This window comes from Streptomyces silaceus, assembly GCF_001419745.1.
Classification (GTDB): Bacteria; Actinomycetota; Actinomycetes; order Streptomycetales; family Streptomycetaceae; genus Streptomyces; species Streptomyces silaceus.
This window is the reverse complement of sequence record NZ_LIRJ01000044.1, coordinates 1-25,909: the sequence shown is the minus strand read 5'-3', so window position 1 is coordinate 25,909 and position 25,909 is coordinate 1. Positions and strand designations below refer to the sequence as shown.

The window sequence follows — 25,909 nt, the reverse complement described above, 5'->3', positions numbered from 1 at the left end:
CGCCGTCGTCGACAAGCTCGGATACCGCCTGGACGACTCCCACCTGCGGCCGGACGAACAGGCCGTGCGGGGCGTCGCCGACGACTGGCTGCGCAAGCTCTGAGCCGGCGCGCGGGACCGGGCCGGGAGGGCCCTCCCGGCCCGGACGGGGGCCGGTCGGCCCCTGCTGTGGACCTGGCCCTCTCTCCGATCCTGATGGGGCAGGGAGCCCCTTCGAGCCCCTTCGTATCGGGAGGACGCAATGTCGGTCACCGGCACCACGGCAGTGCTCGACCGCGGCGGTCTCGGCGCCCTCGTACGGGTCCTGGTGGCCCGTGGCCGTACCGTCGTCGGCCCCACCGTCCGGGACGGTGCGATCGTGCTCGCCGTGCTCGACTCGGCCGAGCGGCTCCCGTACGGCTGGGGGGTGGAGCTGGAGGCCGGCCGCTACCGGCTGCGGCGCCGCGCGGACGGGGCGGCCTTCGCCCACAGTGCCGGTCCCCAGTCCTGGAAGAACTTCCTGCACCCGTCGCGCGAGAAGCTCTGGAGCGCGGACCGCTCCGCCGACGGGACGCCGGTCGTCACCGGCGCGTCCGCGGAGGCGCCCTCGTACGCGTTCCTCGGCGTCAGGCCCTGCGATCTGCGGGCCATCGCGATCCAGGACCGGGTGCTGACCGGCGGGGCCCACCGGGACGGCGGCTATCAGGAAAGGCGGAGGGGAGCGTTCCTGATAGCCGCTGAGTGCACCGAGCCGGGCGCCACCTGCTTCTGCGTCTCCATGGGCGGCGGCCCTGGCGCCGACGCCGGATTCGACCTCGCGCTGACCGAGGTCGTCGACGACGCGGGGCACCGCTTCCTCGTCCGCGTCGGCAGCGAAGCGGGCGCGGAGGTCCTCGCCGACGTACCGCACCGCGAGGCCGACGACGGCACCCGGGACGCGGCCGTCGCCGCCGTCCGGGAAGCCGTGGACGGCATGGGCCGGGCGATGCCGCCGGTGAGCCTGCGCCGGCTGATGGGCGAGAGCCTGGACGCCGAGCGCTGGGACGACGTCGCCGCCCGCTGTCTGACCTGCGGCAACTGCACGATGGTCTGCCCCACGTGCTTCTGCACCACGACCGAGGAGGTCACCGACCTCACCGGCGACCACGCGGAGCGGTGGCAGCGCTGGGACTCCTGCTTCGACCTGGACTTCTCCCACGTCCACGGCGGGCCCGTGCGCGCCTCGGTCCGCAGCCGCTACCGGCAGTGGCTCACCCACAAACTCGGCACCTGGCACGACCAGTTCGACAGCTCCGGCTGCGTGGGCTGCGGACGCTGCGTCGTCTGGTGCCCCGTCGGCATCGACATCACCGAAGAGGTCCGGGCCCTCCACGACGAGGCCGAGGCGCGGACGAAGGAGACGGGACGATGAGCGGCACCACGACCGTGTTCCCGGCCCGTCCCGCGTCCCACCGCGAGGGAGGCGGTGACCGGACATGACCGCCGTACCCGTCCCGTACCGGGTCGTCGCCCGCTGGGCCGAGACCCCGGACACCGTCACGCTCCGCCTGGAACCGGTCGGTGAGGCGCTGCCCGCCTTCGCCCCCGGCCAGTTCGCGATGGTGTGGGCGTTCGGCCGGGGCGAGATCCCGCTCTCCGCCAGCGCGATCCCCACCACCGGCGGTCTCGCGCACACGGTGCGCGGTGTCGGCGCGGTCTCCGAGGGTCTCCAGGACGCCCGGGTCGGCGACGTCCTCGGACTGCGCGGCCCCTACGGCACCGGCTGGGAGCTGGAGAAGGCCGTCGGGCACGACCTGGTGGTCGTCGCGGGCGGCATCGGCCTCGCCCCGCTGCGCCCCCTGATCCGCCACGCGGAGGCCGACCCGAAACCCTACGGACGGTTGAACGTCCTCGTGGGCGCGCGCACCCCGGCCGACCTGATGGCGAAGATCGAGACCCGGCGCTGGCGGACGGCGTACACGGGCGTGACCGTCGACCGGCCCGACTCCTGCTGGAAGGGGCACGTCGGCGTGGTCACCGCGCTCCTGAACGAGGCCCGGTTCACGCCCGAGAGCACCACGGCGTTCGTCTGCGGCCCCGAGCCGATGATCCGGGCCACGGCGCGTGACCTGTGCCACCGGGGCGTGCCCGCCGACCGCGTCCGGGTCTCCCTGGAGCGCAACATGCGCTGCGCGACCGGACACTGCGGGCACTGCCAGCTCGGCCCGCTGCTGCTGTGCAGGGACGGCCCCGTCGTCACCTGGGCCCAGGCGCAACCTCTGCTGAACATAAGGGAGTTGTGACATGGCAGGCATGCCGACCCTGGCCGTCTTCAAGCTCGCCTCCTGCGACGGCTGCCAGCTCACCCTCCTCGACTGCGAGGACGAACTCCTCGGCCTCGCCGGGCAGGTGGAGATCGCCCACTTCCTGGAGGCCTCCAGCGCCGTCCGGCCCGGCCCCTACGACCTGGCCCTCGTCGAAGGGTCCGTCACCACGCCCGCCGACGCCGAACGCGTACGGGAGATCCGGGCCGCCGCCCGCCGCCTGGTCACCATCGGCGCCTGCGCGACGGCCGGCGGCATCCAGGCCCTGCGGAACTTCGCCGACGTCGAGGAGTTCACCCGCGCCGTCTACGCGCGCCCCGACTACATCGACACCCTCGCCACCTCCACCCCCGTCTCCGCGCACGTCGACGTCGACTTCGAGCTGCGCGGCTGCCCCATCGACCGCCGCCAGCTCCTGGAGGTCGTCACCGCCCACCTCGCGGGCCGCAAGCCGGACATCCCGCGCCACAGCGTCTGCTTCGAGTGCAAGCGGCGCGGCACGGTGTGCGTCACCGTCGCTCACGGCACCCCCTGCCTCGGCCCGGTCACCCACGCGGGGTGCGGGGCGATCTGTCCGGCGTACGGACGCGGCTGCTACGGCTGCTTCGGGCCCTCGGGGTCGGTGAACCTGCCCGCGCTCATCCCGGTCCTGCACCGCGACGGCCTGGACGACCGTGACACGGACCGTTTCCTGCACACCTTCAACACCGCTTCCTTCGAAGAGGAGTTGAGCCGATGACGCACCGCGGCAGCCGGGTCCTGCACGTCGGCTCGCTCTCCAGGGTCGAGGGCGAGGGAGCCCTGCACCTGAGCCTGCGCGACGGGACCGTCACCGAAGCGCGCCTGCAGATCTATGAACCACCGCGGTTCTTCGAGGCGTTCCTGCGCGGGCGGGCGCACACCGAGCCGCCGGACATCACCGCCCGGGTGTGCGGGATCTGCCCGGTCGCCTACCAGCTGAGCGCCTGCGCCGCGATCGAGGACGCCTGCCGGGTGACCGTCGACCCAGCCGTGCGCGAGCTGCGGCGGCTGCTGTACTGCGGCGAGTGGATCGAGAGCCAGACCCTGCACATCTATCTGCTGCACGCCCCCGACTTCCTCGGCTGCGACGGCGCGATCGAACTGGCCCGCACGGCCCGCGCGGACGTCGAACGCGGGCTGCGCCTCAAGCAGGCGGGCAACGCGATCCTCGAACTCCTGGGCGGCCGCGCGATCCACCCCGTCAACGTCCGCCTCGGCGGCTTCCACCGTACCCCGGGCATCGGCGAACTCAAGCCGCTGGCTGAGCGGTTGAGGCGTGCTCTCGATGACGCCCGGCAGACCGTCGCATGGGTCTCCGGCTTCGACTTCCCGGACGCCGAGACCGACGCCGACCTGCTCGCGCTGGCCGCCCCGGGGACGTACGCCATCGAGACGGGCACCCCGACCGTGCTGCGCCCCGACGACACGCTGGGCATGTTCCCGCTCCACACCTTCCTCGACCGGGTGCGCGAGGAGCAGGTCCCGCACTCCACCGCCCTGCACTCCACCCTGGACGGGCGCCGCCATCTCACCGGCTCGCTCGCGCGGTTCGCGATCAGTGGCCGGTGGCTGTCCCGGCCGGCCGTCGAGGCGGCCCGCGCGGCCGGACTCGGGGATCCGCACGAGGGAGTGGTCTGCCGCAATCCCTACCGGTCGATCGTGGTCCGGGCCGTCGAGGTCGTGTACGCGATCGACGAAGCGCTGCGGATCATCGACACGTACGAGCCGCCGAAGCACCCGTACACCGAGGTCCCGGCCGTCGCGGGCACCGGCCACGGGGTGACCGAGGCCCCGCGCGGCCTCCTCTACCACCGCTATCTCCTGGACGCCGAAGGCACCGTCACCGACGCCCGCCTGGTCCCGCCGACGGCGCAGAACCAGGGCGCGATCGAGGACGACCTGCGGCGCACCGCCCAGGCCGCGATCACCCGACAAGGCGTGGACGACGCGGAGTTGACGCGGGTGTGCGAGCGGGCCATCCGCAACCACGACCCGTGCATCTCCTGCTCCACGCACTTCCTCGACCTGACCATCGACCGCATCTGACCACCGACCGCACCCGACCCGCCAGGAGGACGCCGTGCTCAACTCTCCGCGCACCGTGAGCGACGTGATGACGCACACCGTGGTCGCCGTGGGCCGCGAGGCCCCCTTCAAGGAGATCGTCGCGCTGATGGGGCAGTGGAAGGTCAGCGCGCTGCCCGTACTGGAGGGCGAGGGCCGGGTCGTCGGCGTCGTCTCCGAGGCGGACCTGCTGCCCAAGGAGGAGTTCCGCGACAGCGATCCCTCCCGGTTCGACCAGCTGCGCCGCCTCTCCGACCTGGCGAAGGCCGGCGCCGTGGCCGCGGGCGAGGTGATGAGCAGTCCCGCCGTCACCGTCCACCCGGACGCGACGCTCGCGCAGGCCGCGCGCATCATGGCCCAGCGCCACATCAAGCGGCTCCCCGTCGTCGACGTCCAGGGGCTGCTGCAGGGCGTGGTCAGCCGCAGCGACCTGCTCAAGGTGTTCCTGCGCACCGACGAGGAACTCGCCGACGAGGTGCGGCGGACCGTGGTGGCCGTGCTCTTCCCGGACGGCGGCGCCACGGTCGCCGTCGAGGGGGGCGTGGTCACCCTCGGCGGCACCATCCGTGAGAAGGGCCTCGTCCCGGTCGCCGCCCGGCTCGCCCGCGCCGTCGAAGGAGTCGTGGACGTCCGCGTGGACCTCGCCGGGCCCGGCAGGACACCACCCCGGTGAAGTACCTCGACGAGTACCGGGACCCCGCCCTGGCCCGGGAGCTGCTGGCGCAACTGCGGCGCACCGCGACGCATCCCTGGCGGATCATGGAGGTGTGCGGCGGGCAGACGCACACCCTCGTACGCCAGGGCATCGACACCCTGCTCCCCGCGGGCATCCGCATGATCCACGGACCGGGCTGCCCGGTCTGCGTCACCCCGCTGGAGACCCTCGACCGGGCCCTGGCCGTCGCGGCCCGCCCCGGTGTGATCCTCACCAGCTTCGGCGACATGCTGCGCGTGCCCGGCACCGGCACCGACCTGCTCGCCCTGCGCGCGCGGGGCGCGGACGTACGGGTGGTGTACTCCCCGATGGACGCGGTGCGCACCGCCGAGGAGAACCCCGACCGCGAGGTGGTGTTCCTCGCCGTCGGGTTCGAGACCACCGCGCCCGCCAACGCGATGACGGTCCTGCACGCGGCGCGCCGAGGGCTGTCCAACTTCTCGCTCCTGGTCAGCCATGTCCTGGTGCCGCCCGCGATGACGGCCCTCCTGGAGGACCCGGAGTGCGGGGTCGAGGCGTTCCTGGCCGCCGGTCACGTGTGCGCCGTCATGGGCTGGACGCAGTACGAGCCCATCGCCGAGCGGTACGGGGTGCCCGTCGTCGTCACCGGCTTCGAACCCCTCGACCTGCTCGAAGGCATCCTGATGGCGGTCTCCCAGCTCGAAGAGGGCCGGCACGAGGTGGCGAACCAGTACGCGCGTGCCGTGCGGCGCACGGGCAACACCGAGGCCCAGCGCGTCCTCGCCCGCGTCTTCCGCGTCACGGACCGCGCCTGGCGCGGCATCGGCACGCTCCCCGCGAGCGGACTCGAACTCGCCCCGGAATACGCCGACTTCGACGCGGCCCGACGTTTCGACGTGGGTGCCACGCACCCCGCCGAGGACCCCGAGTGCATCGCCGGAGCCATCCTCACCGGCGCCCGGCTGCCCACCGACTGCCGCGCCTACGGCACCCGTTGTACGCCCCGCACCCCGCTCGGCGCCCCCATGGTCTCCAGCGAGGGCACCTGCGCCGCCTTCCACTCCGCCGGCCGAACCAGGAGCGCACCGGCATGAACCTCGACTGCCCCGTACCGCGCGGCGAGCACGAACGCGTCCAGCTCGGCCACGGTGCCGGCGGCCGGCTCACCGCGGAACTCCTCGACACGCTCGTCCTGCCCGCGCTGGGCGGCCCGGACCGGGGCCCGCTCGAAGACGCGGCCCTGCTGCCCGGGGCGGGCGAACTCGTCGTCTCCACCGACTCGTTCGTGGTCAGCCCGCTCACCTTCCCCGGCGGGGACATCGGCTCCCTGGCGGTGCACGGCACGGTCAACGACCTGGCCATGCGCGGCGCTCTGCCCCTCGCCCTCACTCTCGCGGTGATCGTGGAGGAGGGCCTGCCGCTCGCGGAACTCCGCTCCGTACTGGACTCGGCGGGCAAGGCGGCCCAGGAAGCCGGCGTCCCCGTCGTCACCGGCGACACCAAGGTCGTCGGCAGAGGCGCCGCCGACCGCCTCTTCCTCGTCACGACCGGCGTCGGCCGCCGCATCCCCGGCCTGACACCCTCCGCCGCGGGGGCCCGCCCCGGCGACGCCGTCCTGCTGTCCGGCCCGATCGGCCTGCACGGGACGGCGGTCCTGTCCACCCGCGAAGGTCTCGGCTTCGACACGGACATCGCCTCGGACAGCCGCGCGCTCCACCGCCTCGTACGGGCCCTCGGGCCCTTCGGCGGCGCCGTCCACAGCCTGCGCGACCCCACGAGGGGCGGTCTCGCGGCCACGCTCAACGAGATCGCGCAGGCCTCCGCGGTCGGCATCGAGATCGACGAGCACGCCGTACCGGTCCCCGCGCCCGTCGCCGCGGCCTGCGACCTCCTGGGCCTCGACCCCCTGGTCGTCGCCAACGAAGGCTGCCTCGTCGCTTTCCTGTCACCGGACGCGGCCGACGAGGCCCTCGCCGCGCTCCATGCCCACCCGGAGGGGGCCGACGCCACCCGCATCGGCCACTGCACACAGACCCACCCGGCCCGTGTCGAACTGCGCACGCTTGTCGGCGCGCGTCGGGTGGTCGACATGCCGATGGGGGAGCTGTTGCCGCGGATCTGTTGAGGAGGAGGCGACCCGCTGCGCGCCGGTCCGCGCCGGCCCCTCCCCGGTCCCGGGTGTCACGGACTCAAGGGCCGCCGTCGAGGTGGGAGCGGGCCGCTTCGACGAAGTCCGTCCTCACTTCGTGGAAGCGGAGCCACCGCCCGTGGGGGAAACGCTCCAGGGCCTCGTTCAGCGACAGGCGGCGACCGCAGGTGAGGACGAGGGCCCCGGTGTCCTCGGCCGACAGCAGGCCCGACTCGATGATCCGGACGCCGACGCGCTGCCCGTGCGCGGTGCGGTCCGGATCGCCGGAGTCCATCGCCTGCAGCTCGCTCAAGGAACTCAGGATCGCCGCGATCGGCCGGTCCTGGGCCGGGTCCTGGTCCTGGTGCCGGTCTCGGTCTCGGTCTCGGTCATGGTCCGGGTCCGGGTCCGGGTCCGAAGGAGAGTCGCCCCGCTCGCGTTCCCTGGCTTCTTCGAGCACGCTCATGGAGCGCGCGGCGGCGAGTTCCTGGTCCAGCTCGATGGCCGTGGTGGCGATGGCGCCCTGGAGGGCGTACCCCTTGGAGACGATCTCCTCGGGCCCTTCGAGCTCGATCCTGCGATAGGCGTCCGCCGCTTCCGCGGAGCGGGACAGCGCCGCGTCGAGTGCCGATTCGGCCCCCGTGAGATCACCTTCGACGAGATGATCCGCCACGACACCGGCGGAACGCCTGAACTCGTCCACGGCACCGAGGTATCCGACCCAGACGTCGCGCCGCACGGTCCGCCGCCAGTGCGCGTTCTGGTCCCTGCCCTGTGCCCGGACCGCCTCGATGGCCGCGTTCGCCTGCTCCTGCATGCCGCGCGCCTGCCAGCGGGCCCCGAACAGGCCGAGTGCCACTCCTGCCACCGCGATCAGTGCCGCGAGTACGGCGGCCGCCCCCTCATCCATCCCGGCATCGTGCCATGAGCGGCGGGGAAGCGATGGAATCCGGACATGGGGTGAGAGGGAGCAGCGCAGAGAGCGCTCTCCTTCTCCGAGAGGTCGGAGCGTCGAAGGGGAGTGAACGGCTCCTCATATGGGCCCGGTCGAGCACCTCGGCGAGGCAAGAGGCCGCCGTGGCCGCGACATTGGGGCGGCGAGGACCCGCGACGCCGAGCAGACCACCCGCTGACCAGTGGCGAAATCCCTCCATCAAGCGGAGCCGCGGCTGGGCTCCTCACTGCGCGGGAATGCGGACCCCGCTCGGCGCCGCGAGCCCTCGGCCCCTCGAAACCACCACGGCGGGGCCTTCCTTACCGGCCGCGGACCGAGGCGGAATCCGTTTTCCCCGGCCGCGATCCATGGCGGTCACCAGTCGAGTGATCATGGCTCGATGGAGCCCTTGACCGTGATGAAACGTCACAGCGAGCCTGTTCGAGGACAGAAGGCCCAGAAACCTACTCCTGTTTCGTGTTTCACTCGCGCATGGAGGTTCCATGGAGATCCAGATGAGCACCGAGATCGACGGCGACCTTGGTGAACTCGAGGTACTCGAGATGGACGAGCTGCAGGTCAGCGGTTCGTCCACGGCCTATAACTACATCGCCAAGAATGCGGACCGTTCGTCGGAGATATCGGCGGGCTGACCGGCCCGGCCGAATCGCCGCATGAGGAGCTCACAAGGTCTTCCGCGTTCTCCGGTGTCCTGTACGCCGCCCGAGTGCCGGAAGTGCACGGACGCCACTGCGGTTTCGCGGCAGGGACAGGGTGCCTGAATGTCGCGAGGCCGGAGCGCCGTCCGCTTGTGAGCTCCTTCGGTTCTGTCCCCGCTCTGTCCCCGCGCTCCGGATGACGCGGCGTCGGCCGATACGGACTTCCAGCATGTCGCGCACCCGGTCGGCTCCATCCGTCCGGATCAGGACGGATGGCATGGATCTACTGCTGCTCTTCCCGCCGCTCACGGAGGCGACCCTCTTTCCGTATCTGAGTCTGCCCTACCTCGCCGGCCACGTCCGCCGCTTCGGCTACAGCGCCCATCAGGTCGATCTGAGCATCGAACTGGTCCATCGGCTCCTGGACGGCCCGGCGCTCACGCGGGAGGCCCAGGCCGTGGACGAGGCGCAGGACCTGCCCACCTGGTACCGGGCGGTGGTGGCCGATGCCGCCGTCGAGCATCTGGGCGAGATGCGTGACTTCGTCCTGGCGAAGGACCCGGCGCCCCGGCTCGGCCCCGTGCGCGCGGTGCGACTGGCCCGGCAGGCGGCCCAGCTGATGCTGCGCGACTCGGCGTTGTCGCACGTGTGGGACGACTTCGACTCGCTCGACCGGGCGGTGCTGCGGCTGTCCGCGTCACAGGTCGATTCTCTCGACTTCGCGACCCGGAAGCTGCACGGCCTGCTGACGGAGGCTCTTGACGAGTCCGAGCCGCGGGCGGTCGGCCTGTCCGTCGCCTTCTTCAGCCAGTTGGCACCGGCTCTGCTGATCGCCCGGTGGATCCGGCGGCGCTACCCGGACCTGCCCATCTGCCTCGGCGGACAGCAGGTCATGCTGCGCCACGACGAACTGGCCGCGATGACCTCCGTACGTACGACGGTGGACGCGCTCTGCTTCACGGCGGGCGAAGAGCCCCTGGAACGCTGGCTGGCCCATCTCGCCGGAAAGGCACCACGTTCCGAAGTTCCGGGGATGAGGTGGCTGAGCCCGGCAGAGGTGACCGCCCCCGGCCGCATGCCCACGCTTCGCTTCAAGGACCTGGGCGCGCCCGACTACGGCGGGCTGAAGGTGCGTTCCTATCTCAATGACACCGTTGTCCTCTCCATGGTGTCCTGCGTGGGCTGTTTCTGGGGACGCTGCATCTTCTGTTCCTACGGCAACCGGTCCCTGGAACGCGGGGCCTATCAGCAGGCCTCCCCGAGGCAACTCGCGGACACGGTACGGCGGATCGTGGAAAGCACGGGAATCGACTTCGTCACTGTTGTCGACGAGAACACCAACCTGAGACTGCTCGCCCGAGCCATGCGCCTGGTCCGCGAGAGCGGTCTCCACGTCCGTTTCAACACGCGCAACCGGCTGGAACCGATCCTGCTCGATCCGGCCTTCTGCCAGGAACTGGCCGAACTCGGCTGCGAGGGAATGGCCGTCGGCTACGAAGGCGTCACCCAGCGGCTGCTCGACAGGCTGGACAAGGGCGTCGACGCCGCGGACTTCCAGGTCATCCTCGACAACCTCGCGGCGGCAGACATCCGGGTCAACCTCTCGATCATGGGCGGTCTTCTGGACGAGACCGAAGAGGAGGCCGAGGAGTCGATCCGATTCCTGGAACGCAACCGAGAGAAGTTCGCCGTCGACGCGTTCGAGCTCATGGTGGTCGAGCCGGGAACCCGCCTGGTGGCCGATCCGCAGAGCTTCGGGGTGGTCCTCGACCGCTCCGACGCGTTCGCCGACAACCGCGAACTCAACTACCTGGGCGGCAGGGTGGGCAGGCGGCACACCGTCGTCGGCGGACTCGAGCGCCCCGACATGCTCAAGCGGCTGAAGTACGGCATGCGCCGGATCTCCGCGGCCGGAGCCGGAGCCGCGGCTGGAGCCGGAGCCGGGGCCGGAGCCGGGCAGGCCGAAGCCGCGGCGCAGTTCCCGGTGGAGCCCACCGCGCTGCGCCCGCATCCCTGGATCCGGTGCGCTCCGGCGCGGCTCGCCCCGCAGGGCTCGGGCGGCTCGGGCGGCGGTTCCTTCCTGCTGGCCGATCCCGTACGGGAGCAGGTGTACGCGCTGCCGAAGGACCATGTGACCCGAAGTGCCGCGCCTGGTGGGCCCTTGGTCGCGACCAGTGCGCGGGGCCGGTCCCTGCTCGGCAAACTCGCCGCCGCGGATGGCGGTGTCCTGTGCGACGAACCGCTCCCGGCACGTCGTCCGTCACGCTGAAGGAGTCACACGGTGCACATCACCCTGGTCAATATGCCCTGGGCCTCGATTGACTTCCCTTCCCTGGCCCTGGGAATCCTCAAGCAACGGGTCGCGGACGAGTTCCCGGACAGCCGCGTCGACGTCGTGAACGCCAATCTGGACTTCCTCGACTGGATCACCGAGCGGGCGGGGCTGACGCGCGAGGAGTACAACTTCTGCTGGGACTCGTACTTCACCGGCTACAGCGAGTGGATCTTCTCCTCCGCCCTGTACGACGATCCGCACTGGCGCAACGCCGAGTTCGCGGACCTCGTGGCGGAATCGGTGCCGGGGGACATGCTGAACAAGGGGCGAGAGCTGCACGCGCTCGCCCCTGAGTACATCGCGTCGCTTGTCGACCGCATTCTCGCCGACCGGCCCGACGTCGTCGGATTCTCGACGACCTTCGCGCAGAACAGCGCGGTGCTCGCCGCGGCCAGGCTCATCAAGAGGATCGCACCCGAGGTGTGGGTCGTGCTGGGCGGCGGGAACTGCGATGGCCCGCAGGGAGCCGCGCTCCATCGTGGCTTCCCGTTCGTCGACTACGTCAACCGGGGCGAGGGGGAGGTGTCGTTCACGCGTCTTCTCACCTGTCTCCGCGACGAGTCGAGCCCTGCCGACATTCCCGGACTCTGCTGGCGGGATGCGTCCGGTGCCTCACACGCCAATGCGATGAGCGCGGCCCCGCTGCCGGCGTCGGTACTGGTGACACCGGACTACACGGACTACTTCGAGCAGCATGCGGCCTCCCGCGCCGGGGCGATGGCGGAGCCCCACCTGGTGGTGGAGAGTTCACGCGGCTGCTGGTGGGGCCAGAAGCACCACTGCACCTTCTGCGGGCTGAACGGTTCGTTCATGGAGTTCCGCAGCAAGAGCCCGGACCGGTTCGTCGACGAACTGCTCGCGATGACGGAGCGCTACCAGGTGCTCAACGTCGCCGTGGCCGACAACATCCTCGACATGAACTACCTGCGGTCGGCGGTGCCGAGGCTCGCCGAGGCCGAATGCGATCTGCGCATCAGTTATGAGATCAAGTCCAACATGCGCCGCGAGCAGCTCGCCTCCCTCGTCGCGGCCGGCATCCACTACGTGCAGCCCGGCATCGAGAGCCTCAACGGCCGTGTCCTGAAGCTGATGGACAAAGGGGTGACCGGCTGTCAGAACGTCCGCATGCTGCGCGACGCGGAGTCGGTGAGCCTCGGCGTCGTGTGGAACTACCTCTTCGGCTTTCCGGACGAGACCGAGGAGGACTACGACGCGGTGATCGACCAGTTCCCGGCCATCCATCACCTCGCGCCGCCGAACGGCGTCACCCGCATAGCCATCGAACGCTTCAGCCCCTACTTCAACCGCCCGGAACTCGGTTTCGGCGACCTGCGGCCCGCCGCTCACTACGCGGTGATCTACGACCTTCCGGAGTCCGAACTCCGCGACATGGCCTATGTCTTCGACGCGGCGCACCAGGGCATCTCCAGTGTGCACGCGGAGCGGTTGGACAAGGCCGTCGAGACCTGGCGTCACGAGTTCCCCCGGGGGCGGCTGACCCAGTGCGACCTCACCGACTCCATCGTCCTCACCAACACCCGGCCCGGCTTCGCCTGGCGGACCCTGAGCATCGAGGAACCCTGGGAGGTGGCCGCCTTCCGCCTGCTGGACCAGCCGTGCACGAGCGACGTCCTGTTGAACAAGCTCCGGGCGGGCCACCACGACATCGCCGCGGAGAAGGTGTCGGCCCTGCTCGACCGCTGGCGGGCGCTGGGACTGCTCTTCGAGGACGGTGGCCAGGCCGTGCACGTCGTACCGCACGCCGCCAACCAGGACCTCATGCGCTGGGTGACCCGCGACGGCAGTCCGGCGCTGGTGCCCGCGCTGTTGCACGGCTCGGCGGGCCGGACTCCGGAGGCGGGCGCGGCGAGGGGGCTCCGGTGCTGGCGGGAGCGCGACGAGGAAGCCCGCGAGATCGACGGCATGTACATGGGGGAGTGCGACTTGGAGGACACGCCCGTGCGAACCGTGTCGGAACTGATCGCACGCGGCACCCGGCACGTCGCCCTCCCCGAGCCCGTGGTCCTCGGCCCCGGCGATCCCGGGAGCGACCGGCAGACGGTCCGCGGGCTCACCCACGTGAGGGAGCTGACGGGGCACGGCGTCTCCGTCGACTGGGACCTGGACCTCGGGGCCGAGATCGGGCAATGGCGGCTGTTCAGCCACCTGTACCCGCCGCGCTCACTGGCGGGACCCGACGGCGACGCCGTCCTCGACCAGTGGCGCGCCGCTTTCCACATGAACAAGTGCGGCTACCGGCGCGGCACGGGCTTCGTCGAGGTCACCGACCTGCGGCACGGAAAACAGCGGCGCGTCCTCATGCGCAAGGTGCACAAGGGGAAGCTGGCGTCGCTCCTGGACGGTGCCCCTGCCTCGGACTTCCGGCAACGGGAGATCGACGCGTTCGTGACGTCGGGTCTCGTCCACCGGGCCGGCTCCCTCCTGTGGTGGCTGCCGTCCCGCATCAGCCGCTGGCCGGTGGTGGGGTGAGGAAGGCAATGCGCTCTCTCAACGCGACGGAATGGGACCACACGTACGACTCCACGATCCCCGGGTGGGACGAGCAGCCGCCGCCCGTGCTCGGCGAACTCCTCGCCGAGCACGCGCCGCCCCCGGTCCGCGTGATGGACGTCGGCTGCGGGCTCGGCACCACCGCGCGGTGGCTCGCCGACCGCTCGTACACCGTGACGGCCTGCGACTTCTCGGCGCGGGCGATCGAGGAGGCCCGGCGCCGCACACCGGCCGGTGCGGCGGTGCGGTACGAGGTGCTCGACGTCACCGGCCACACGCCCCCGGAGCCGTTCCCGGTGGTGCTCGACCGCGGCGTCCTGCACACCTGCCCCACGCGCGGCGAACGTCGGACGTTCGCCGCGGCCATGGCCCGGATGTGCGGGCCCGGTGGGCTGTGGGTGCATGTCGGGGCCGCCGCGCTCAGCGACGAGGACGCCCTGGACCAGTCCAGCGGACCGTCCTGGACCACGGAGGAGACGTTCCTGGACGCGGTCGATCCATGGTTCACCGTGCTCGACCTCCGGATCGCTGATTTCGGGCGGCGGGCGGGTGTCACGGACTGGCCGGCCCGCTACGCCGTGCTCCGGCGCAAGCCCCGGAGCACGGCCCATGGCAAGGAGGGACAGCACTCCTGACCTGGGAAGACCTGGGCGGCCCCGGTGCGTGGGTGCGTGGGTGCCTGTGGTCCATCGGCTTGCTCGCTGCTCGGCGGCGGACATCTTGCGCACCGACAGGGCCGCCCACCGGCCGCTTCCTGCGGACTCCGAGCCGGCGCAGGCGATGGCCGTACTCGCGCGGGCCGAGCAGGACGCGGTCTGGGGCCGCGCTCAAGCCCACAACGAGCTCCGCTCCCCACCGCGCGCGTTCTTCCCCGGCGTCCTGGCCGCGTTCGCTGGGCACAGGAACGGTCTACTCGCACGCGAGGCCCACGCCCTCCTGAGCGCTGCCCGACACCGGCGGCGGCCGCCAGCTCACCCGCCGCCAGCTGCGGGCCCTGCTCAAGCGCGCCGGTCGCCAGCGGGGCATCGACGCCGAGGCAGAACGGCTCCACGAGGCCCTTCGCCGCGGCTGCCTCCACCAACTTCCCCGGGTCGAGGAGGCACTCGGCCACCAAACGTTCGCCCTGCTGCGGCAGCTCGACGCCGCCTGCACCAACGCCGATCAGTTCGAGGCCGCAAGAACCCGCCCCACCGACGGCCGAGAGGATCGCAAGGCCGAGCACCAAGAGACGACGTCGGACCTCCTGCGCCGCCTCACCCATCGGCTCCGGCAAGAGATCGCCGGACCGTCGTTTCCCCTGGACGGCCGAGCGGACCATTCTCGCGCAGCCGGTCCCCCGACCTCACCGGATGGGTCAGGCGCGGACCAGCGGGGTGTCGACCAAGTGCTCGGCCAGGAACCACGTCTGCAGCTCACCCGTCCTGATCACCTGTGAGACCAGCAGGTCGTTCGTGCCGTCGTCGCCCAGTTCGGCGGTCCGGGCAGCCGCGTCGTGCGCCTCGACGAGGATCGTCTCGTGGGCCTCCAGGAGTCGCGACAGCATCGCCGGGACTTCCTCGACACCGTCCGGCGGGCGCGGGATCGACGTGAGTTCCGCGACGTGCCGGGGGTCGCCCACCGCGACGCCGCCCAGGGTCTGGACGCGCTCGGCGAGGGTGTCGACGAGGCCGAGCTGTTCACCGGCGTGCTTGTCCAGGACCAGGTGCAGCTGGTAGAAGGTCGCGCCGCGCATCAGCCAGTGGTGCTTCTTGTAGAGGCCGTACAGGATCTGGGTGTCCGCGAGGACCCGGTTGAGGCGCTGGCAGGCGTACATCCTCGCCTCGTACGACAGGCCGATCGGGAACTGCTTCACCGTGCCGTACTCCTGGATCACCTCGCCCTTCTGGTGCAGCCGCGGCTGACTGCCGTTCACGGGAAGGGACTTGCTGGTCATCGCTGCCTCCTGGGACGCCGAACTGTGCGTACCGCAGGACGCTAAGCGCCCTTGCCGCGCCCTTCTTGTCCGGCAGTGCACGCGTCGCTGTCGGTCCGTGCACGGCGCCGGCCTCCCGCTTTCGTCCCGTTCGCTCTCGTGCAAGGACCCGTGCACTGACCGGCGGGACGGCGCGGCGAGCCGACCTAGCCTCGGCCGGGCCGCCCCGACCGCGGGGCGCAGGGGGACTACCGAGAAGGAGTGGACGGGATGAGTGTGGACGGACACGCGGACGTCGTGGTCGTCGGGCTCGGGCCCGGCGGCGAATACGCCGCGGGCACCCTCGCCGAAGCGGGTCTTGACGTCGTCGGGGTCGAGGCGGAACTCGTCGGCGGCGAGTGCCCGTACTGGGGATGCGTGCCCAGCAAGATGATGATCCGGGCCGGGGATCTGCTCGCCGAAGCGGGCCGGGTGCCCGCCCTGGCCGGTACGGCGGTCGTGACCCCGGACTGGGGCAGGGTCGCCGGGCGCATCCGCGGCGAGGCCACCGACGGCTGGAACGACCGGGTGGCCGCCGACCGGCTCACTTCGAAGGGCGCCCGTCTCGTACGAGGAAGGGGCCGACTCGCCGGAGCGCGTCGTGTCACGGTCGGCGACCGCACGATCGAGGCCCGGCGCGGAGTCGTCCTCGCCACCGGCACCCGCCCCAGGATCCCGGCGGTCCCCGGGCTGCGGGAGACCCCCTACTGGACGAACCGCGACGCCATGGCGGCCAAGGAGCTGCCCGCGTCGATGATCGTGCTCGGCGGCGGCGCCATCGGGGTCGAACTCGCCCAGGTCTTCGCGCGTTTCGGCTGCGCGGTCACGGTGATCGAAGGTCAGGACCGGCTCCTTTGGCAGGAGGAACCGGAGGCCGGGGAGCTCGCGGCCGCGACCCTGGAGGCCGACGGCGTCACCGTGCTCACCGGCGCCCGCGCGCTCGACGTCGGCCACGACGGCACCCTGTTCAGCGTGCGGACGACGCAGGACGACAGCGAACCGCTGCGTGCCGAGCGGCTCCTCGTCGCCGCGGGCCGCCTTGCCGACCTGGGCGCGCTCGGCGTCGAGACGGCAGGACTCGACCCGGCCGCGCGAGCCGTGGCCACGGACGGGCAGATGCGGGCGGCGGACGGCCTGTGGGCGGTCGGCGACCTCACCGGCCGCGGCGCCTTCACCCATGTGTCCATGTACCAGGCGCAGATAGCCGTGCGCGACATCCTCGGCGAGCCGGGACCCGACGCCGACTACCGGGCCCTGCCCCGGGTCACCTTCACCGATCCGGAGATCGGCGCCGTCGGCCTGACGGAGCGACAGGCACGTGAGCGGGGACTGCGGGTGCGCACGGGTGTGCTCCCGCTCGACTCCTCCACACGCGGCTGGATCCACGGGCCGGGCAACGCGGGCTTCGTGAAGCTCGTCGAGGACGCCGACCGGGGCGTACTCGTCGGCGCCACCTCCGCTGGTCCGGCCGGCGGAGAGGTGCTCTACGGACTGAACGTGGCCGTCCACGTCGAAGTGCCCGTGCACCGGCTCCGGCACATGATCTACACGTACCCCACCTTCCACCGTACGGTCGAAGCCGCGCTCGGAGCGCTCCGCTGAGCCCCCGGGCCGCCGCCACCGGGTCCCGGCCGACCCGGTGGCGGCACACCGAGCACGGGCGCGGGCCAGGGAAGCGGCACGCCATGCCGGGGCGTGACCCCGGGGAGCGGCACCGGACCGCGACCTCGCTGGAACTCCTCTTCGACCTGTGCTTCGTCATCGCCGTGGCACAGGCCTCGGAGAGCCTGCACGAGGCATTGGCCGAGGGCACGCCCGCCACCGGGGTCCTGCGCTTCGCGCTGGTCTTCTTCACCGTGTGGTGGGCGTGGATGAACTTCACCTGGTTCGCGTCCGCCTACGACCCGGACGACATCCCGTACCGGCTCACCGTGCTGGTCCAGATCACGGGGTCGCTCATCCTCGCCGCCGGGGTACCGCACGCGTTCGCCGAGGGGGACCTGCGGACCATCACCATCGGCTACGTCGTGCTGCGCACCGCGCTGGCCGCCCTGTGGCTGCGGGCGGCCCGCTCGGACCCCGCACGCCGGACCACCGCGCTGCGCTTCGCCACCGGAGTGACGCTCTGTCAGGTCGGCTGGGTGGGCCTGCTCGCCGCGCCGGAGGCGGCGCGCCTGCCGGGCGTCGCCATGCTGATCCTCGCCGAGGTCGCCGTGCCGGTGTGGGCCCAGTCCGCCGGGATGACCCCGTGGCACCCGCGTCACATCGCCGAGCGTTACGAGCTCTTCACCCTCATCGTCCTCGGCGAGTCCGTGGCGGCCGCCACCGTCGCGGTGCGCGGCGCCTTCGACCGGCACCAGAGCACCGGCGCGCTCTGCGCGACAGCGGCGGGCGGCCTCCTGACGGCCTTCGCGCTGTGGTGGCTGTACTTCTCCCGGCCCGCGCACACCCTGCTCGCCACCACGCACCGGGCACACCGCCGCCGCTTCGTCTGGGCCTACGGCCATTACCTGATCTTCGCCTCGGCGGCGGCGGAAGGAGCGGGCCTCGCCGCGTACGCCGATCACCTCACCGGACACGCGCACACCTCGCAGCTCGCCGCGGGTGCGGCGGTCACCGTCCCGGCGGCCGTCTTCCTGATCACCGTGTGGGCCGTGCATCTGCGGCCGCACCTCACCACTACGGTCCAACGAGCTCCGTATCCGGTCGCCGTGTTCGGCCTTCTGGCGGCAACCTTCACCCCGTTGCCCGCACTCGCCGCCGGTGCGGTCCTGGTGGTGCTCGTCGTGGTGGTCACGGCGTCGCGCAGGTGACGAGGGCACGGCCGCACGTATGCGAGAACTCCCCGGCGGTGTCCGCGAAGACGCCGTCGGGGAGTTCTCGTTCGGGGAGAGGGGCCGACCGTCAGGCGGCGGTGCCGCGCACCGCGTCACGGATCAGGCCGGCGACCTCCTTGGGACGCGACACGGCGACGGCGTGCGAGGCGCCCTCGACCTCGACCGTCGTCGCACCGGCCCGCCGCGCACCGAACCGCTGGACATCCGGGTTGATCGCCTGGTCCGCGCCGGCGACGAGTGCCCACGACGGCTTGGTCCGCCACGCGGCGACCGAGGCCTGCTCCGTGAAAGCGGCGGCGGCCAGCGGGCGTTGGGCGACGGCGAGCACCTTGGTGACGGCGGCCGGGACGTCGGCGGCGAAGATCTCCGGGAACGCCTGCGCCGCGATGGTGAACTCGACGGCGGGCTCAGCGCCTTCGACGGGGTACGTCGACTGCACCAGGTTGTCGCCGAGCGGCGAGAGCGGGTAGCGGTCCTGCAACTCGGAGAGGCTCTCGCCCTCTTCGGGGACGTAGGCCGCGATGTAGACCAGTCCGGTCACGTTCCCGGTGGTCCCGGCCGCGGAGATGACCGCGCCGCCGTAGGAATGGCCGACCAGGACGACGGGGCCGTCGATCCGGGATGCCACGGAGGCGATGTACGCGGCGTCGGACGCCAGGCCGCGCAGCGGGTTGGGCGGGGCGATCACCGGGATGCCGTCGTTCTGGAGCTCCGTGATGACGCCGGTCCAGCTGGCGGCGTCGGCGAAGGCGCCGTGGACGAGCAGGACGGTCGGAGTGGGGGAGGTGCTCATGGTGGGGTGGGTCTCCTTGTGGGAAAACACGTGTGGGAAAGCACGTGTCGTGTGCCGGGGTGCGGATGACGGGTGCGCGTCATCGTGCGGGGCCGGTCCGTCGCGGTGTCGTGCGGGGGCCGTCAGTCGCGGTGGAGCGCGGCGTGCAGGGTGCCGGTGGCCAGGGTGATGGCGGCCTCGGCGGCGTGCGTCTCGCGCAGGGCGTCGAGCATGACGAAGTCGTGGATGATGCCCTGGAAGCGGACGGCGGTCACCGGGACGCCCGCCTCACGCAGCTTGTTGGCGTAGGCCTCGCCCTCGTCGCGCAGCACGTCGGCCTCACCGGTGATGACCAGGGCCGGCGGCAGTCCGGTGAGCTGCTCGGTGGAGGCCCGCAGCGGGGACGCGGTGATCTGCGCGCGCTCGGCCTCGTCCGTCGTGTACTGGTCCCAGAACCACTGCATGCCGTCGCGGCGCAGGAAGTATCCCGTGGCGAACTGCCGGTACGAGCCGGTGTCGAAGCGCGCGTCGGTGACCGGATAGAACAGCACCTGCTGGACCAGCGGCACGTCACCGCGCTGCTTCGCCATCAGCGTCAGCGCGGCCGTCATGTTGCCGCCGACGGAGTCGCCGGCCACGGCGAGACGGGTCCCGTCCAGGTTCTTGGACGCGCCCTCCTGGACGATCCACCGGGCGACCGTGTAGTTCTGCTCGATGGCCACCGGGTAGCGGGCCTCGGGGGAGAGGTCGTACTCGGGGAAGACCACCGCGGCCCGGGCGCCCACGGCGAGCTCACGGACCAGCCGGTCGTGCGTGTGGGCGTTGCCGAAGACCCAGCCCGCGCCGTGGATGTAGAGGATCACCGGCAGCTTCCCCCGGACGCCGGCCGGACGGACGACACGGGTCCGGACCCCGCCGGTCGGGCCGCCGGGAACGGTGATCCACTCCTCGTCGATCTCCGGCTTCACGATGTCACCGGACTGCACCTCGTCGACCGCCTTGCGGCCCTCGGCAGGGGGGAGTTCGAAGAGGTATGGCGGCTGGCTGGTCGCTTCGGCGAAGGCGGCGGCCGCCGGTTCCAGGACCGGCTCGACGGGTTCGACCGTCCGGGCGGATGCGAGCGGCTCGACGACGTCGGACATGAGGTTCTCCTGAGGGTCATGTGAGGGGCCGGTTCTTCCGGCGAGATCACGCTAAGAGGCCCCCGGCTGCCCCGATTGACCGTCAGCGCACCGGAATTGAACCCACAGCGCACGGCGGGAATCGCAGTGCACTGTCGGACCGCGGACAGTGCACTGAGGGAAGGCCCGGCGTCATTCTTCGGGCATAGCGTGGCGGCGAAGCGATCGAGCGGTCCCGACATATCAGGAGGTTGTCGAAAGGTGTCCACGATGCCGGTCGGTGGGCTGATTCCCAGCGCCACGGAAAACGCCGCGGACCTCGTCGTCCGCAACGCGAGAATCCACACCGGGGACCCCGCACGCCCCCGGGCCGGGGCGCTGGCCGTCCGGGACGGCATGCTCACGGCCGTCGGGGACGACAAGGACGTGGCCGCCCTGATCGGCCCGGAGACGAAGGTCGTCGACGCCCTCGGCCGCCGCATGGTCCCCGGCCTCAACGACTCCCACCTGCACGTGATCAGAGGCGGTCTCAACTACGTCCTCGAACTGCGCTGGGACGGCGTCCCGACCCTGCGCCAGGGTCTGGCGATGCTGCGAGAGCAGGCGGCGCGCACCCCGAAGGGCCAGTGGGTGCGCGTGGTCGGCGGCTGGTCGGCCGAGCAGTTCGCCGAGCGGCGCCTGCCGACCGTGGCCGAGCTCAACGCGGCGGCGCCGGACACTCCCGTGTTCGTCCTGCACCTGTACCAGTCGGCGGTGCTGAACCGCGCCGCGCTGGAGGCCGCGGGCTACACCCGTGACACCCCCGAGCCCCGGGGCGGCCAGATCGTCAGGGGCCGGGGCGGGGAACCCACGGGCATGCTGCTCGCCGCCCCCAGCGCGCTGGTCCTCTACTCGACGCTGGCCAAGGCGCCGGTTCTGGAGGGGGCGGACAAGAAGACGTCCACGCGTCATTTCCTGCGCGAACTGAACCGGTTCGGACTCACCTCCGCGATCGACGCGGCCGGGGGATTCCAGAACTTTCCCGAGAACTACAGCACCGTCGTCGAACTCGCGGCGGCGGGCCAGTTGTCGCTGCGCATCGCCTATCACCTCTTTCCGCAGACCGCCGGACAGGAAATAGCCGACCTCAAACGCTGGATCGAGATGGCCCGCCCCGAGGACGGGGACGCATGGCTGCGTCTCAACGGCGCCGGTGAGAACCTCACCTGGTCGGCGGCGGATTTCGAGAACTTCGCGCAGCCGCGCCCCGAGCTCTCCTCCGGCTACGAGGGGGACTTCGAGGCCGCGGTGCGTCTCCTCATGGAGAACGGCTGGGGGTTCAGGCTCCACGCCACCTACGACGAGACCATCCGGCGTGACCTCGCGGTGTTCGAGAAACTCGCCGTGGACGGCCTGTTCCCGGCCGGGAACCGCTGGCTGTTCGACCACGCGGAGACCGTCTCCGCCGACAGCCTCGACCGGATCGCCGCCCTCGGCGGAGCCATGTCCGTACAGAACAGACTGTCCTTCCAGGGAGAGGCGTTCGTAGGTCGATACGGACCCGGCGCCGCCGCGGACGCCCCGCCGGTCCGGGCCATGCTGGAACGCGGCCTGACGGTCGGCGCCGGCACCGACGCAACCCGCGTCTCCACCTACAACCCGTGGATCGCCCTGCACTGGCTGATCACCGGACGCACCGTCGGCGACCTGGTGGTCCGACCGCCGCACAACCGCGTCGACCGGCACACGGCCCTCGCGATGTTCACCGAGGCGGGCGCCGCGCTCACCGGCGAGGAGGGCGTCAAGGGCGTCCTGCGACCGGGCTGCCTCGGTGACTTCGCCGTGCTGTCCGAAGACTACTTCACCGTGCCCGAACCGGACATCGCCCGCATCGAGTCCCTGCTGACGGTGGTCGGAGGGCGGATCGTCTACGCCGCCGCCGAGTACGAGGGCCTCGACGAGGAGCTGCCGCCGGTCAGCCCGGAGTGGAGCCCGGTCGCGCGCTTCGGCGGCTATCAGGCCGCGCCCGGCGGCGCATCGGGCGCCCGGCAGGCCGAGTTGCTCGGCCAGGCCGTCGCCGAGTCCGAGCTGCACCGGCAGTGGCGGACGCGGCGGGACCCGGCTCCGGGGGCCGAGGGCCCAATCCTGGACCCCTGCTTCGGCCTCTGACGCGGCGAGCCCTCGGCTCCGCCGGCCCACGCACTCGGTTCCGGCGGGTCGACGACCTCGGTTCCGAGAGCCCACGACCTCGGTTCCGACGGCCCAGGACCTCTCTCGTTCACCACGTCCCTTCACCACTTCCCACCGTGACGCGGACGACGTCCGCCCGCTGTCCCGACCCACTCGAAAGGCACACTCATGACCGACATCTCCCAGGTCACCCCCGCTCCCGGCCCCGACCTGCTGACCCCCGACAACTGCGCCGTCCTCTTCGTCGACCACCAGCCGCAGATGTTCTTCGCCACCGGCAGCGGCGACCGCACCGCGATCATCAACTCGACCGTGGGCCTCGCGAAGGCGGCCAAGGTCTTCGACGTCCCGGTCGTGCTGAGCACCGTCGCCGCCGAATCGTTCTCGGGCCCGCTCCTGCCGCAGCTCGCGGCGGTCTTCCCGGAGCAGGAGGCCATCGACCGCACCTCGATGAATGCTTGGGAAGACGCCGCCTTCGTCGAGGCGGTCAAGGCCACCGGCCGCACGAAGCTCGTCGTCGCCGGCCTGTGGACCGAGGTCTGCGTCGTCCTGCCCACGCTCTCCGCCCTCTCCCAGGGATACGAGGTGTACGTGGTCACGGACGCCTCCGGCGGCGTCAGCCCGCAGGCGCACGAGCACGCCGTCCAGCGCATGGTCCAGGCCGGGGCAGTGCCCGTGACCTGGGTCCAGGTCCTGCTGGAGCTCCAGCGCGACTGGGCACGGGCGGAGACGTACGTCCCGGTCACCGAGGTGGTGAAGGAACACGCCGGTGCCTACGGCCTCGGCGTGGTCTACGCCCAGGCGGTCATCGGCGCCCACGCGGCGGGCTGACCGGCACCTCCGAGCATTGACGGAACGTCAGGAACAGGCAGGAACACGATGGACACCGGACTGTTGGTCCTCCGCTGGGTGGCGGGGCTGCTCATCGCCGGACACGGAGTGCAGAAGGTGAGTTTCCGGCTGGGCGGCAACGGCCTGGCGGGCGGGACGGAGGAGTTCCGCCGCGACGGCTTCCGCGGTGGCCGGCTGACCGCGCTCGTCGCGGGCGGCAGCCAGCTCGGGGCCGGCCTGTTCCTGGCGGCCGGGCTGCTCACCCCGCTGGCGGCGATGGCCGCCATGGGAGTCATGACGGTCGCGGGCACCGTGAAGCGGCACAATGGGCTCTGGGTGCAGAACGACGGATACGAGTACCCCCTGGTCCTCGTCGGGACCGCCGCCGTGCTGGTGCTGACCGGGCCGGGCCGCTGGTCGGCCGACCACGCCATGGGGCTGACCCCGTGGCCCTCCTGGGTACAGGCCGCGGCCCTCGTGGCGGGGCCGGCGAGCGGACTGCTCACGCGCGCGGTGCTGCACCGTCCGTACGCCGCAGGGGGGAGCGACCATGCGCGCGCTGCTGGCTGACGCGGCCCGCACACTGGTGCCGCCGAAGGACGACCGGCACGGTCCGCTGCCGCCGCTCCTGCTGGTGCTGACCCTGGTGACCGGCCTGGTGGACGCCGTGAGCTATCTGGCGCTCGGGCACGTCTTCGTGGCCAACATGACCGGGAACGTCGTCTTCCTCGGGTTCGCCCTGGCGGGCGCCGAGGGGCTGTCCGCGACGGCCTCCGTCGTCTCGATGGCCGCGTTCCTCGCGGGCGCGCTGGCGGGCGGGCGGTTCGGCACCCGCTTCGCGGCGCACCGCGGACGGTTGCTGGCTCTCGGTACGGCGGTGCAGGCGGTCCTGGTCGCCGCGGCCCTCGGCACGGCGGTCGTCGCGCACGGCCGGGTGACGACGCCCGTCCAGTACGCCCTGATCGTGCTGCTCGGCCTCGCCATGGGGCTGCAGAACGCGGTCGCCCGGCGGCTCGGCGTCCCGGATCTGACCACGACCGTGCTGACCCTGACCCTCACGGGGCTGGCCGCCGACTCCGCCCCCGCAGGGGGTGCGGCGCCCCGGCCGGGCAGGCGGATCCTCTCCGTCCTGGCCATCTTCCTGGGAGCCTTCGCCGGAGCCTGGCTCCTGTCGAAGGCCGAACTCGCCCTCACCTTGGGGCTGATGCTCGCGGCGCTGACGGTGACGGCGCTGGTCGCCCGGCGCCTGGCATCCTCCGAGGCCGCTTGGACGAGGCCGCCGGGGTGACCGGCGCCGCGACGGCCCCCTCGTGTCACCGCGCGGGGGCCTCGCGGACGGCGGACCCGCGCACGGGGTGCTTGCTCAGGATCGAGACGCGGTTGAACGCGTTGATGGTGATCGCCACCCACACCACCGCCGATATCTCGTCGTCGGTGAACTGTCGACGGGCGGCGTCGTAGGCGCTCTCCTGCGAGGAGGCGTCGGCGGGGTGGGTGGTCGCCTCCGCCAGGGCGAGTGCCGCGCGCTCGCGTTCCGTGAACAACTCGGTGTCGCGCCAAGCGGCCAGTGTGCCGAGGCGCCGCGTGGTCTCGCCCGCGCGCAGGGCGGCCCGGGTGTGCACGTCGAGGCAGTAGGCGCAGCCGTTGAGCTGGGAGACGCGCAGGTTGACCAGTTCGACGAGGACGCGGTCGAGGCCCGCTTCGGCCGCGGTCACGCGGACCGCTTCGGATGTCTCGACCAGTGCGCGGTACGGCTTGGGGCTCTGCTTGTCGACGTAGACGCGACGATCCGTGCCGCTGTGGACGCGACGATCCGTGCCCGCTGCCGTGTCGCTCACCCTGGACTCCCTCGCGGGCCGCTCGGGGCCCTGGCTCGTACCGGTACGCACCCGGCCGGGCGCAGGGCTATCATCGGACACGATTGTTGAAATTCAAAATATCTTGGTGGGAGGAGCCCGCGATGAGCGAGCCCGTGGTGAGCGAGGCCGACGTCCTGTCCGCGCGTGATGTTCCGCTCGGCGGCCCGCGGTCGATGACGGTGCGCCGCACCCTGCCGCAGCGGGCCCGCACCCTGATCGGCGCCTGGTGCTTCGCCGACCACTACGGCCCCGACGACGTCGCCGAGACCGGTGGCATGGACGTGGCGCCGCATCCGCACACCGGACTGCAGACCGTGAGCTGGCTGTTCAGCGGGGAGATCGAGCACCGGGACAGCCTCGGCAGCCACGCCCTCGTCCGGCCCGGCGAGCTGAACCTCATGACGGGCGGGCACGGCATCAGCCACACGGAGGTGTCCACCCCGCGCACCACCGTGCTCCACGGCGTGCAGCTGTGGGTGGCGCTCCCCGACGAACACCGGCACGCCGCCCGCGACTTCCAGCACCACGCCCCCTCCCCGGTCCATCTGGACGGCGCCCGCGCCAGGGTCTTCCTCGGCACCTTGGCGGGGGAGACCTCACCGGTGCGGACCTTCACGCCGCTGCTCGGCGCCGAACTCGTCCTCGACCCGCACGCGACCGTCACGTTCGCCGTGGACGCCGATTTCGAGCACGGGCTGCTCGTCGACCAGGGGCGGGTCCGCATGGCCGGCACCCTCCTCGACCGGGCGGAGCTGGGCT

23 protein-coding genes and 1 pseudogene are annotated in these 25,909 nt (G+C 71.8%); 19 read left to right on the top strand and 5 right to left on the bottom strand.

What is annotated here, in order from left to right:
- The 8 genes and pseudogenes from AOK22_RS43960 to hypE form a co-directional block, all read left to right on the top strand.
- Nucleotides 1-103: pseudogene (locus AOK22_RS43960) on the top strand (CBS domain-containing protein); the annotation flags it as partial.
- A gap of 138 nt (nt 104-241) precedes the next feature.
- A complete protein-coding gene (locus AOK22_RS05265; protein ID WP_055697381.1) occupies nt 242-1,390 on the top strand; it encodes a 4Fe-4S dicluster domain-containing protein in 1,149 nt (382 codons plus the stop codon).
- Nucleotides 1,391-1,454: 64 nt separating this feature from the next.
- Complete coding sequence (locus AOK22_RS05260; protein WP_055697380.1) at nt 1,455-2,261, top strand: FAD/NAD(P)-binding protein; 807 nt, start codon at nt 1,455-1,457, stop codon at nt 2,259-2,261.
- Between the two features lies 1 nt (nt 2,262).
- Nucleotides 2,263-3,021, top strand: a complete 759-nt coding sequence (locus AOK22_RS05255) for an NADH-quinone oxidoreductase subunit B family protein (protein WP_055697379.1) — start codon at nt 2,263-2,265, stop codon at nt 3,019-3,021.
- Nucleotides 3,018-4,349 (top strand): Ni/Fe hydrogenase subunit alpha, encoded by a 1,332-nt coding sequence (locus AOK22_RS05250; RefSeq protein ID WP_055697378.1) that lies wholly within the window; start codon nt 3,018-3,020, stop codon nt 4,347-4,349. The genes AOK22_RS05255 and AOK22_RS05250 overlap by 4 nt, the downstream gene beginning before the upstream one ends.
- Before the next feature lie 34 nt (nt 4,350-4,383).
- Complete coding sequence (locus AOK22_RS05245; RefSeq protein WP_055697377.1) at nt 4,384-5,040, top strand: CBS domain-containing protein; 657 nt, start codon at nt 4,384-4,386, stop codon at nt 5,038-5,040.
- Nucleotides 5,037-6,137, top strand: a complete 1,101-nt coding sequence (gene hypD / locus AOK22_RS05240; RefSeq protein ID WP_055697376.1) for a hydrogenase formation protein HypD — start codon at nt 5,037-5,039, stop codon at nt 6,135-6,137. The genes AOK22_RS05245 and hypD overlap by 4 nt, the downstream gene beginning before the upstream one ends.
- Nucleotides 6,134-7,168, top strand: a complete 1,035-nt coding sequence (gene hypE, locus AOK22_RS05235) for a hydrogenase expression/formation protein HypE (protein ID WP_055697375.1) — start codon at nt 6,134-6,136, stop codon at nt 7,166-7,168. Before hypD ends, hypE begins: the two co-directional genes overlap by 4 nt.
- Nucleotides 7,169-7,232: 64 nt before the next feature.
- On the opposite strand, the gene AOK22_RS42125 is transcribed toward hypE, so the two are convergent.
- On the bottom strand, nt 7,233-8,081 hold the full coding sequence (locus AOK22_RS42125; protein WP_055697374.1) for a hypothetical protein: 849 nt from the start codon (nt 8,079-8,081) through the stop codon (nt 7,233-7,235).
- 527 nt (nt 8,082-8,608) lie between these two features.
- Between AOK22_RS42125 and AOK22_RS41320 the strand changes: the two genes are divergently transcribed.
- The 4 genes from AOK22_RS41320 (at nt 8,609) to AOK22_RS40705 (ending at nt 14,245) form a co-directional block, all read left to right on the top strand.
- Entirely contained in the window at nt 8,609-8,758 is a 150-nt protein-coding gene (locus AOK22_RS41320) for a hypothetical protein (RefSeq protein ID WP_157872179.1), read from the top strand.
- A gap of 283 nt (nt 8,759-9,041) precedes the next feature.
- The gene (locus tag AOK22_RS05225) at nt 9,042-11,033 is read left to right on the top strand and encodes a B12-binding domain-containing radical SAM protein (protein WP_055697373.1); all 1,992 of its coding nucleotides are present in this window, start codon (nt 9,042-9,044) and stop codon (nt 11,031-11,033) included.
- A gap of 12 nt (nt 11,034-11,045) precedes the next feature.
- A complete protein-coding gene (locus tag AOK22_RS05220) occupies nt 11,046-13,589 on the top strand; it encodes a RiPP maturation radical SAM C-methyltransferase (protein WP_063795198.1) in 2,544 nt (847 codons plus the stop codon).
- 8 nt (nt 13,590-13,597) lie between these two features.
- Complete coding sequence (locus AOK22_RS40705; protein ID WP_055697372.1) at nt 13,598-14,245, top strand: class I SAM-dependent methyltransferase; 648 nt, start codon at nt 13,598-13,600, stop codon at nt 14,243-14,245.
- Nucleotides 14,246-14,964: 719 nt separating this feature from the next.
- On the opposite strand, the gene AOK22_RS05210 is transcribed toward AOK22_RS40705, so the two are convergent.
- Nucleotides 14,965-15,543, bottom strand: coding sequence for a Dps family protein (locus AOK22_RS05210; protein WP_055697371.1), 579 nt, complete (start codon nt 15,541-15,543; stop codon nt 14,965-14,967).
- Between the two features lie 249 nt (nt 15,544-15,792).
- On the opposite strand from AOK22_RS05210, the gene AOK22_RS05205 reads away from it, so the two are divergent.
- Together AOK22_RS05205 and AOK22_RS05200 are read left to right on the top strand one after the other, a co-directional pair.
- Nucleotides 15,793-17,163, top strand: a complete 1,371-nt coding sequence (locus AOK22_RS05205; protein WP_055697370.1) for a dihydrolipoyl dehydrogenase family protein — start codon at nt 15,793-15,795, stop codon at nt 17,161-17,163.
- Nucleotides 17,164-17,246: 83 nt separating this feature from the next.
- Nucleotides 17,247-18,374: a low temperature requirement protein A gene (locus AOK22_RS05200; RefSeq protein ID WP_107101855.1), complete on the top strand. Its 1,128-nt coding sequence runs from the start codon at nt 17,247-17,249 to the stop codon at nt 18,372-18,374.
- A gap of 91 nt (nt 18,375-18,465) precedes the next feature.
- Here the strand turns inward: AOK22_RS05200 and AOK22_RS05195 are convergent, their stop codons facing one another.
- Nucleotides 18,466-19,191: an alpha/beta fold hydrolase gene (locus AOK22_RS05195; protein ID WP_055697368.1), complete on the bottom strand. Its 726-nt coding sequence runs from the start codon at nt 19,189-19,191 to the stop codon at nt 18,466-18,468.
- Nucleotides 19,192-19,313: 122 nt separating this feature from the next.
- Entirely contained in the window at nt 19,314-20,312 is a 999-nt protein-coding gene (locus tag AOK22_RS05190) for an alpha/beta hydrolase (protein ID WP_055697367.1), read from the bottom strand.
- 249 nt (nt 20,313-20,561) lie between these two features.
- Between AOK22_RS05190 and AOK22_RS05185 the strand changes: the two genes are divergently transcribed.
- The 4 genes from AOK22_RS05185 to AOK22_RS05170 all read left to right on the top strand — a co-directional run bounded on the left by AOK22_RS05185 (nt 20,562) and on the right by AOK22_RS05170 (nt 24,579).
- Nucleotides 20,562-22,439 carry an amidohydrolase gene (locus tag AOK22_RS05185; RefSeq protein WP_208606366.1) on the top strand — a complete coding sequence of 626 codons (1,878 nt, stop codon included), beginning with the start codon at nt 20,562-20,564 and terminating at the stop codon, nt 22,437-22,439.
- 189 nt (nt 22,440-22,628) lie between these two features.
- Nucleotides 22,629-23,291 (top strand): hydrolase, encoded by a 663-nt coding sequence (locus AOK22_RS05180; protein WP_055697365.1) that lies wholly within the window; start codon nt 22,629-22,631, stop codon nt 23,289-23,291.
- A gap of 48 nt (nt 23,292-23,339) precedes the next feature.
- On the top strand, nt 23,340-23,861 hold the full coding sequence (locus AOK22_RS05175) for a DoxX family protein (protein WP_055697364.1): 522 nt from the start codon (nt 23,340-23,342) through the stop codon (nt 23,859-23,861).
- Nucleotides 23,842-24,579, top strand: coding sequence for a YoaK family protein (locus tag AOK22_RS05170; RefSeq protein ID WP_055697363.1), 738 nt, complete (start codon nt 23,842-23,844; stop codon nt 24,577-24,579). Before AOK22_RS05175 ends, AOK22_RS05170 begins: the two co-directional genes overlap by 20 nt.
- 25 nt (nt 24,580-24,604) lie before the next feature.
- On the opposite strand, the gene AOK22_RS05165 is transcribed toward AOK22_RS05170, so the two are convergent.
- Nucleotides 24,605-25,129, bottom strand: coding sequence for a carboxymuconolactone decarboxylase family protein (locus AOK22_RS05165; RefSeq protein WP_055697362.1), 525 nt, complete (start codon nt 25,127-25,129; stop codon nt 24,605-24,607).
- 122 nt (nt 25,130-25,251) lie between these two features.
- Between AOK22_RS05165 and AOK22_RS05160 the strand changes: the two genes are divergently transcribed.
- The coding region (locus AOK22_RS05160; RefSeq protein WP_055697361.1) for a pirin family protein at nt 25,252-25,909 on the top strand (658 nt) is incomplete at its 3' end.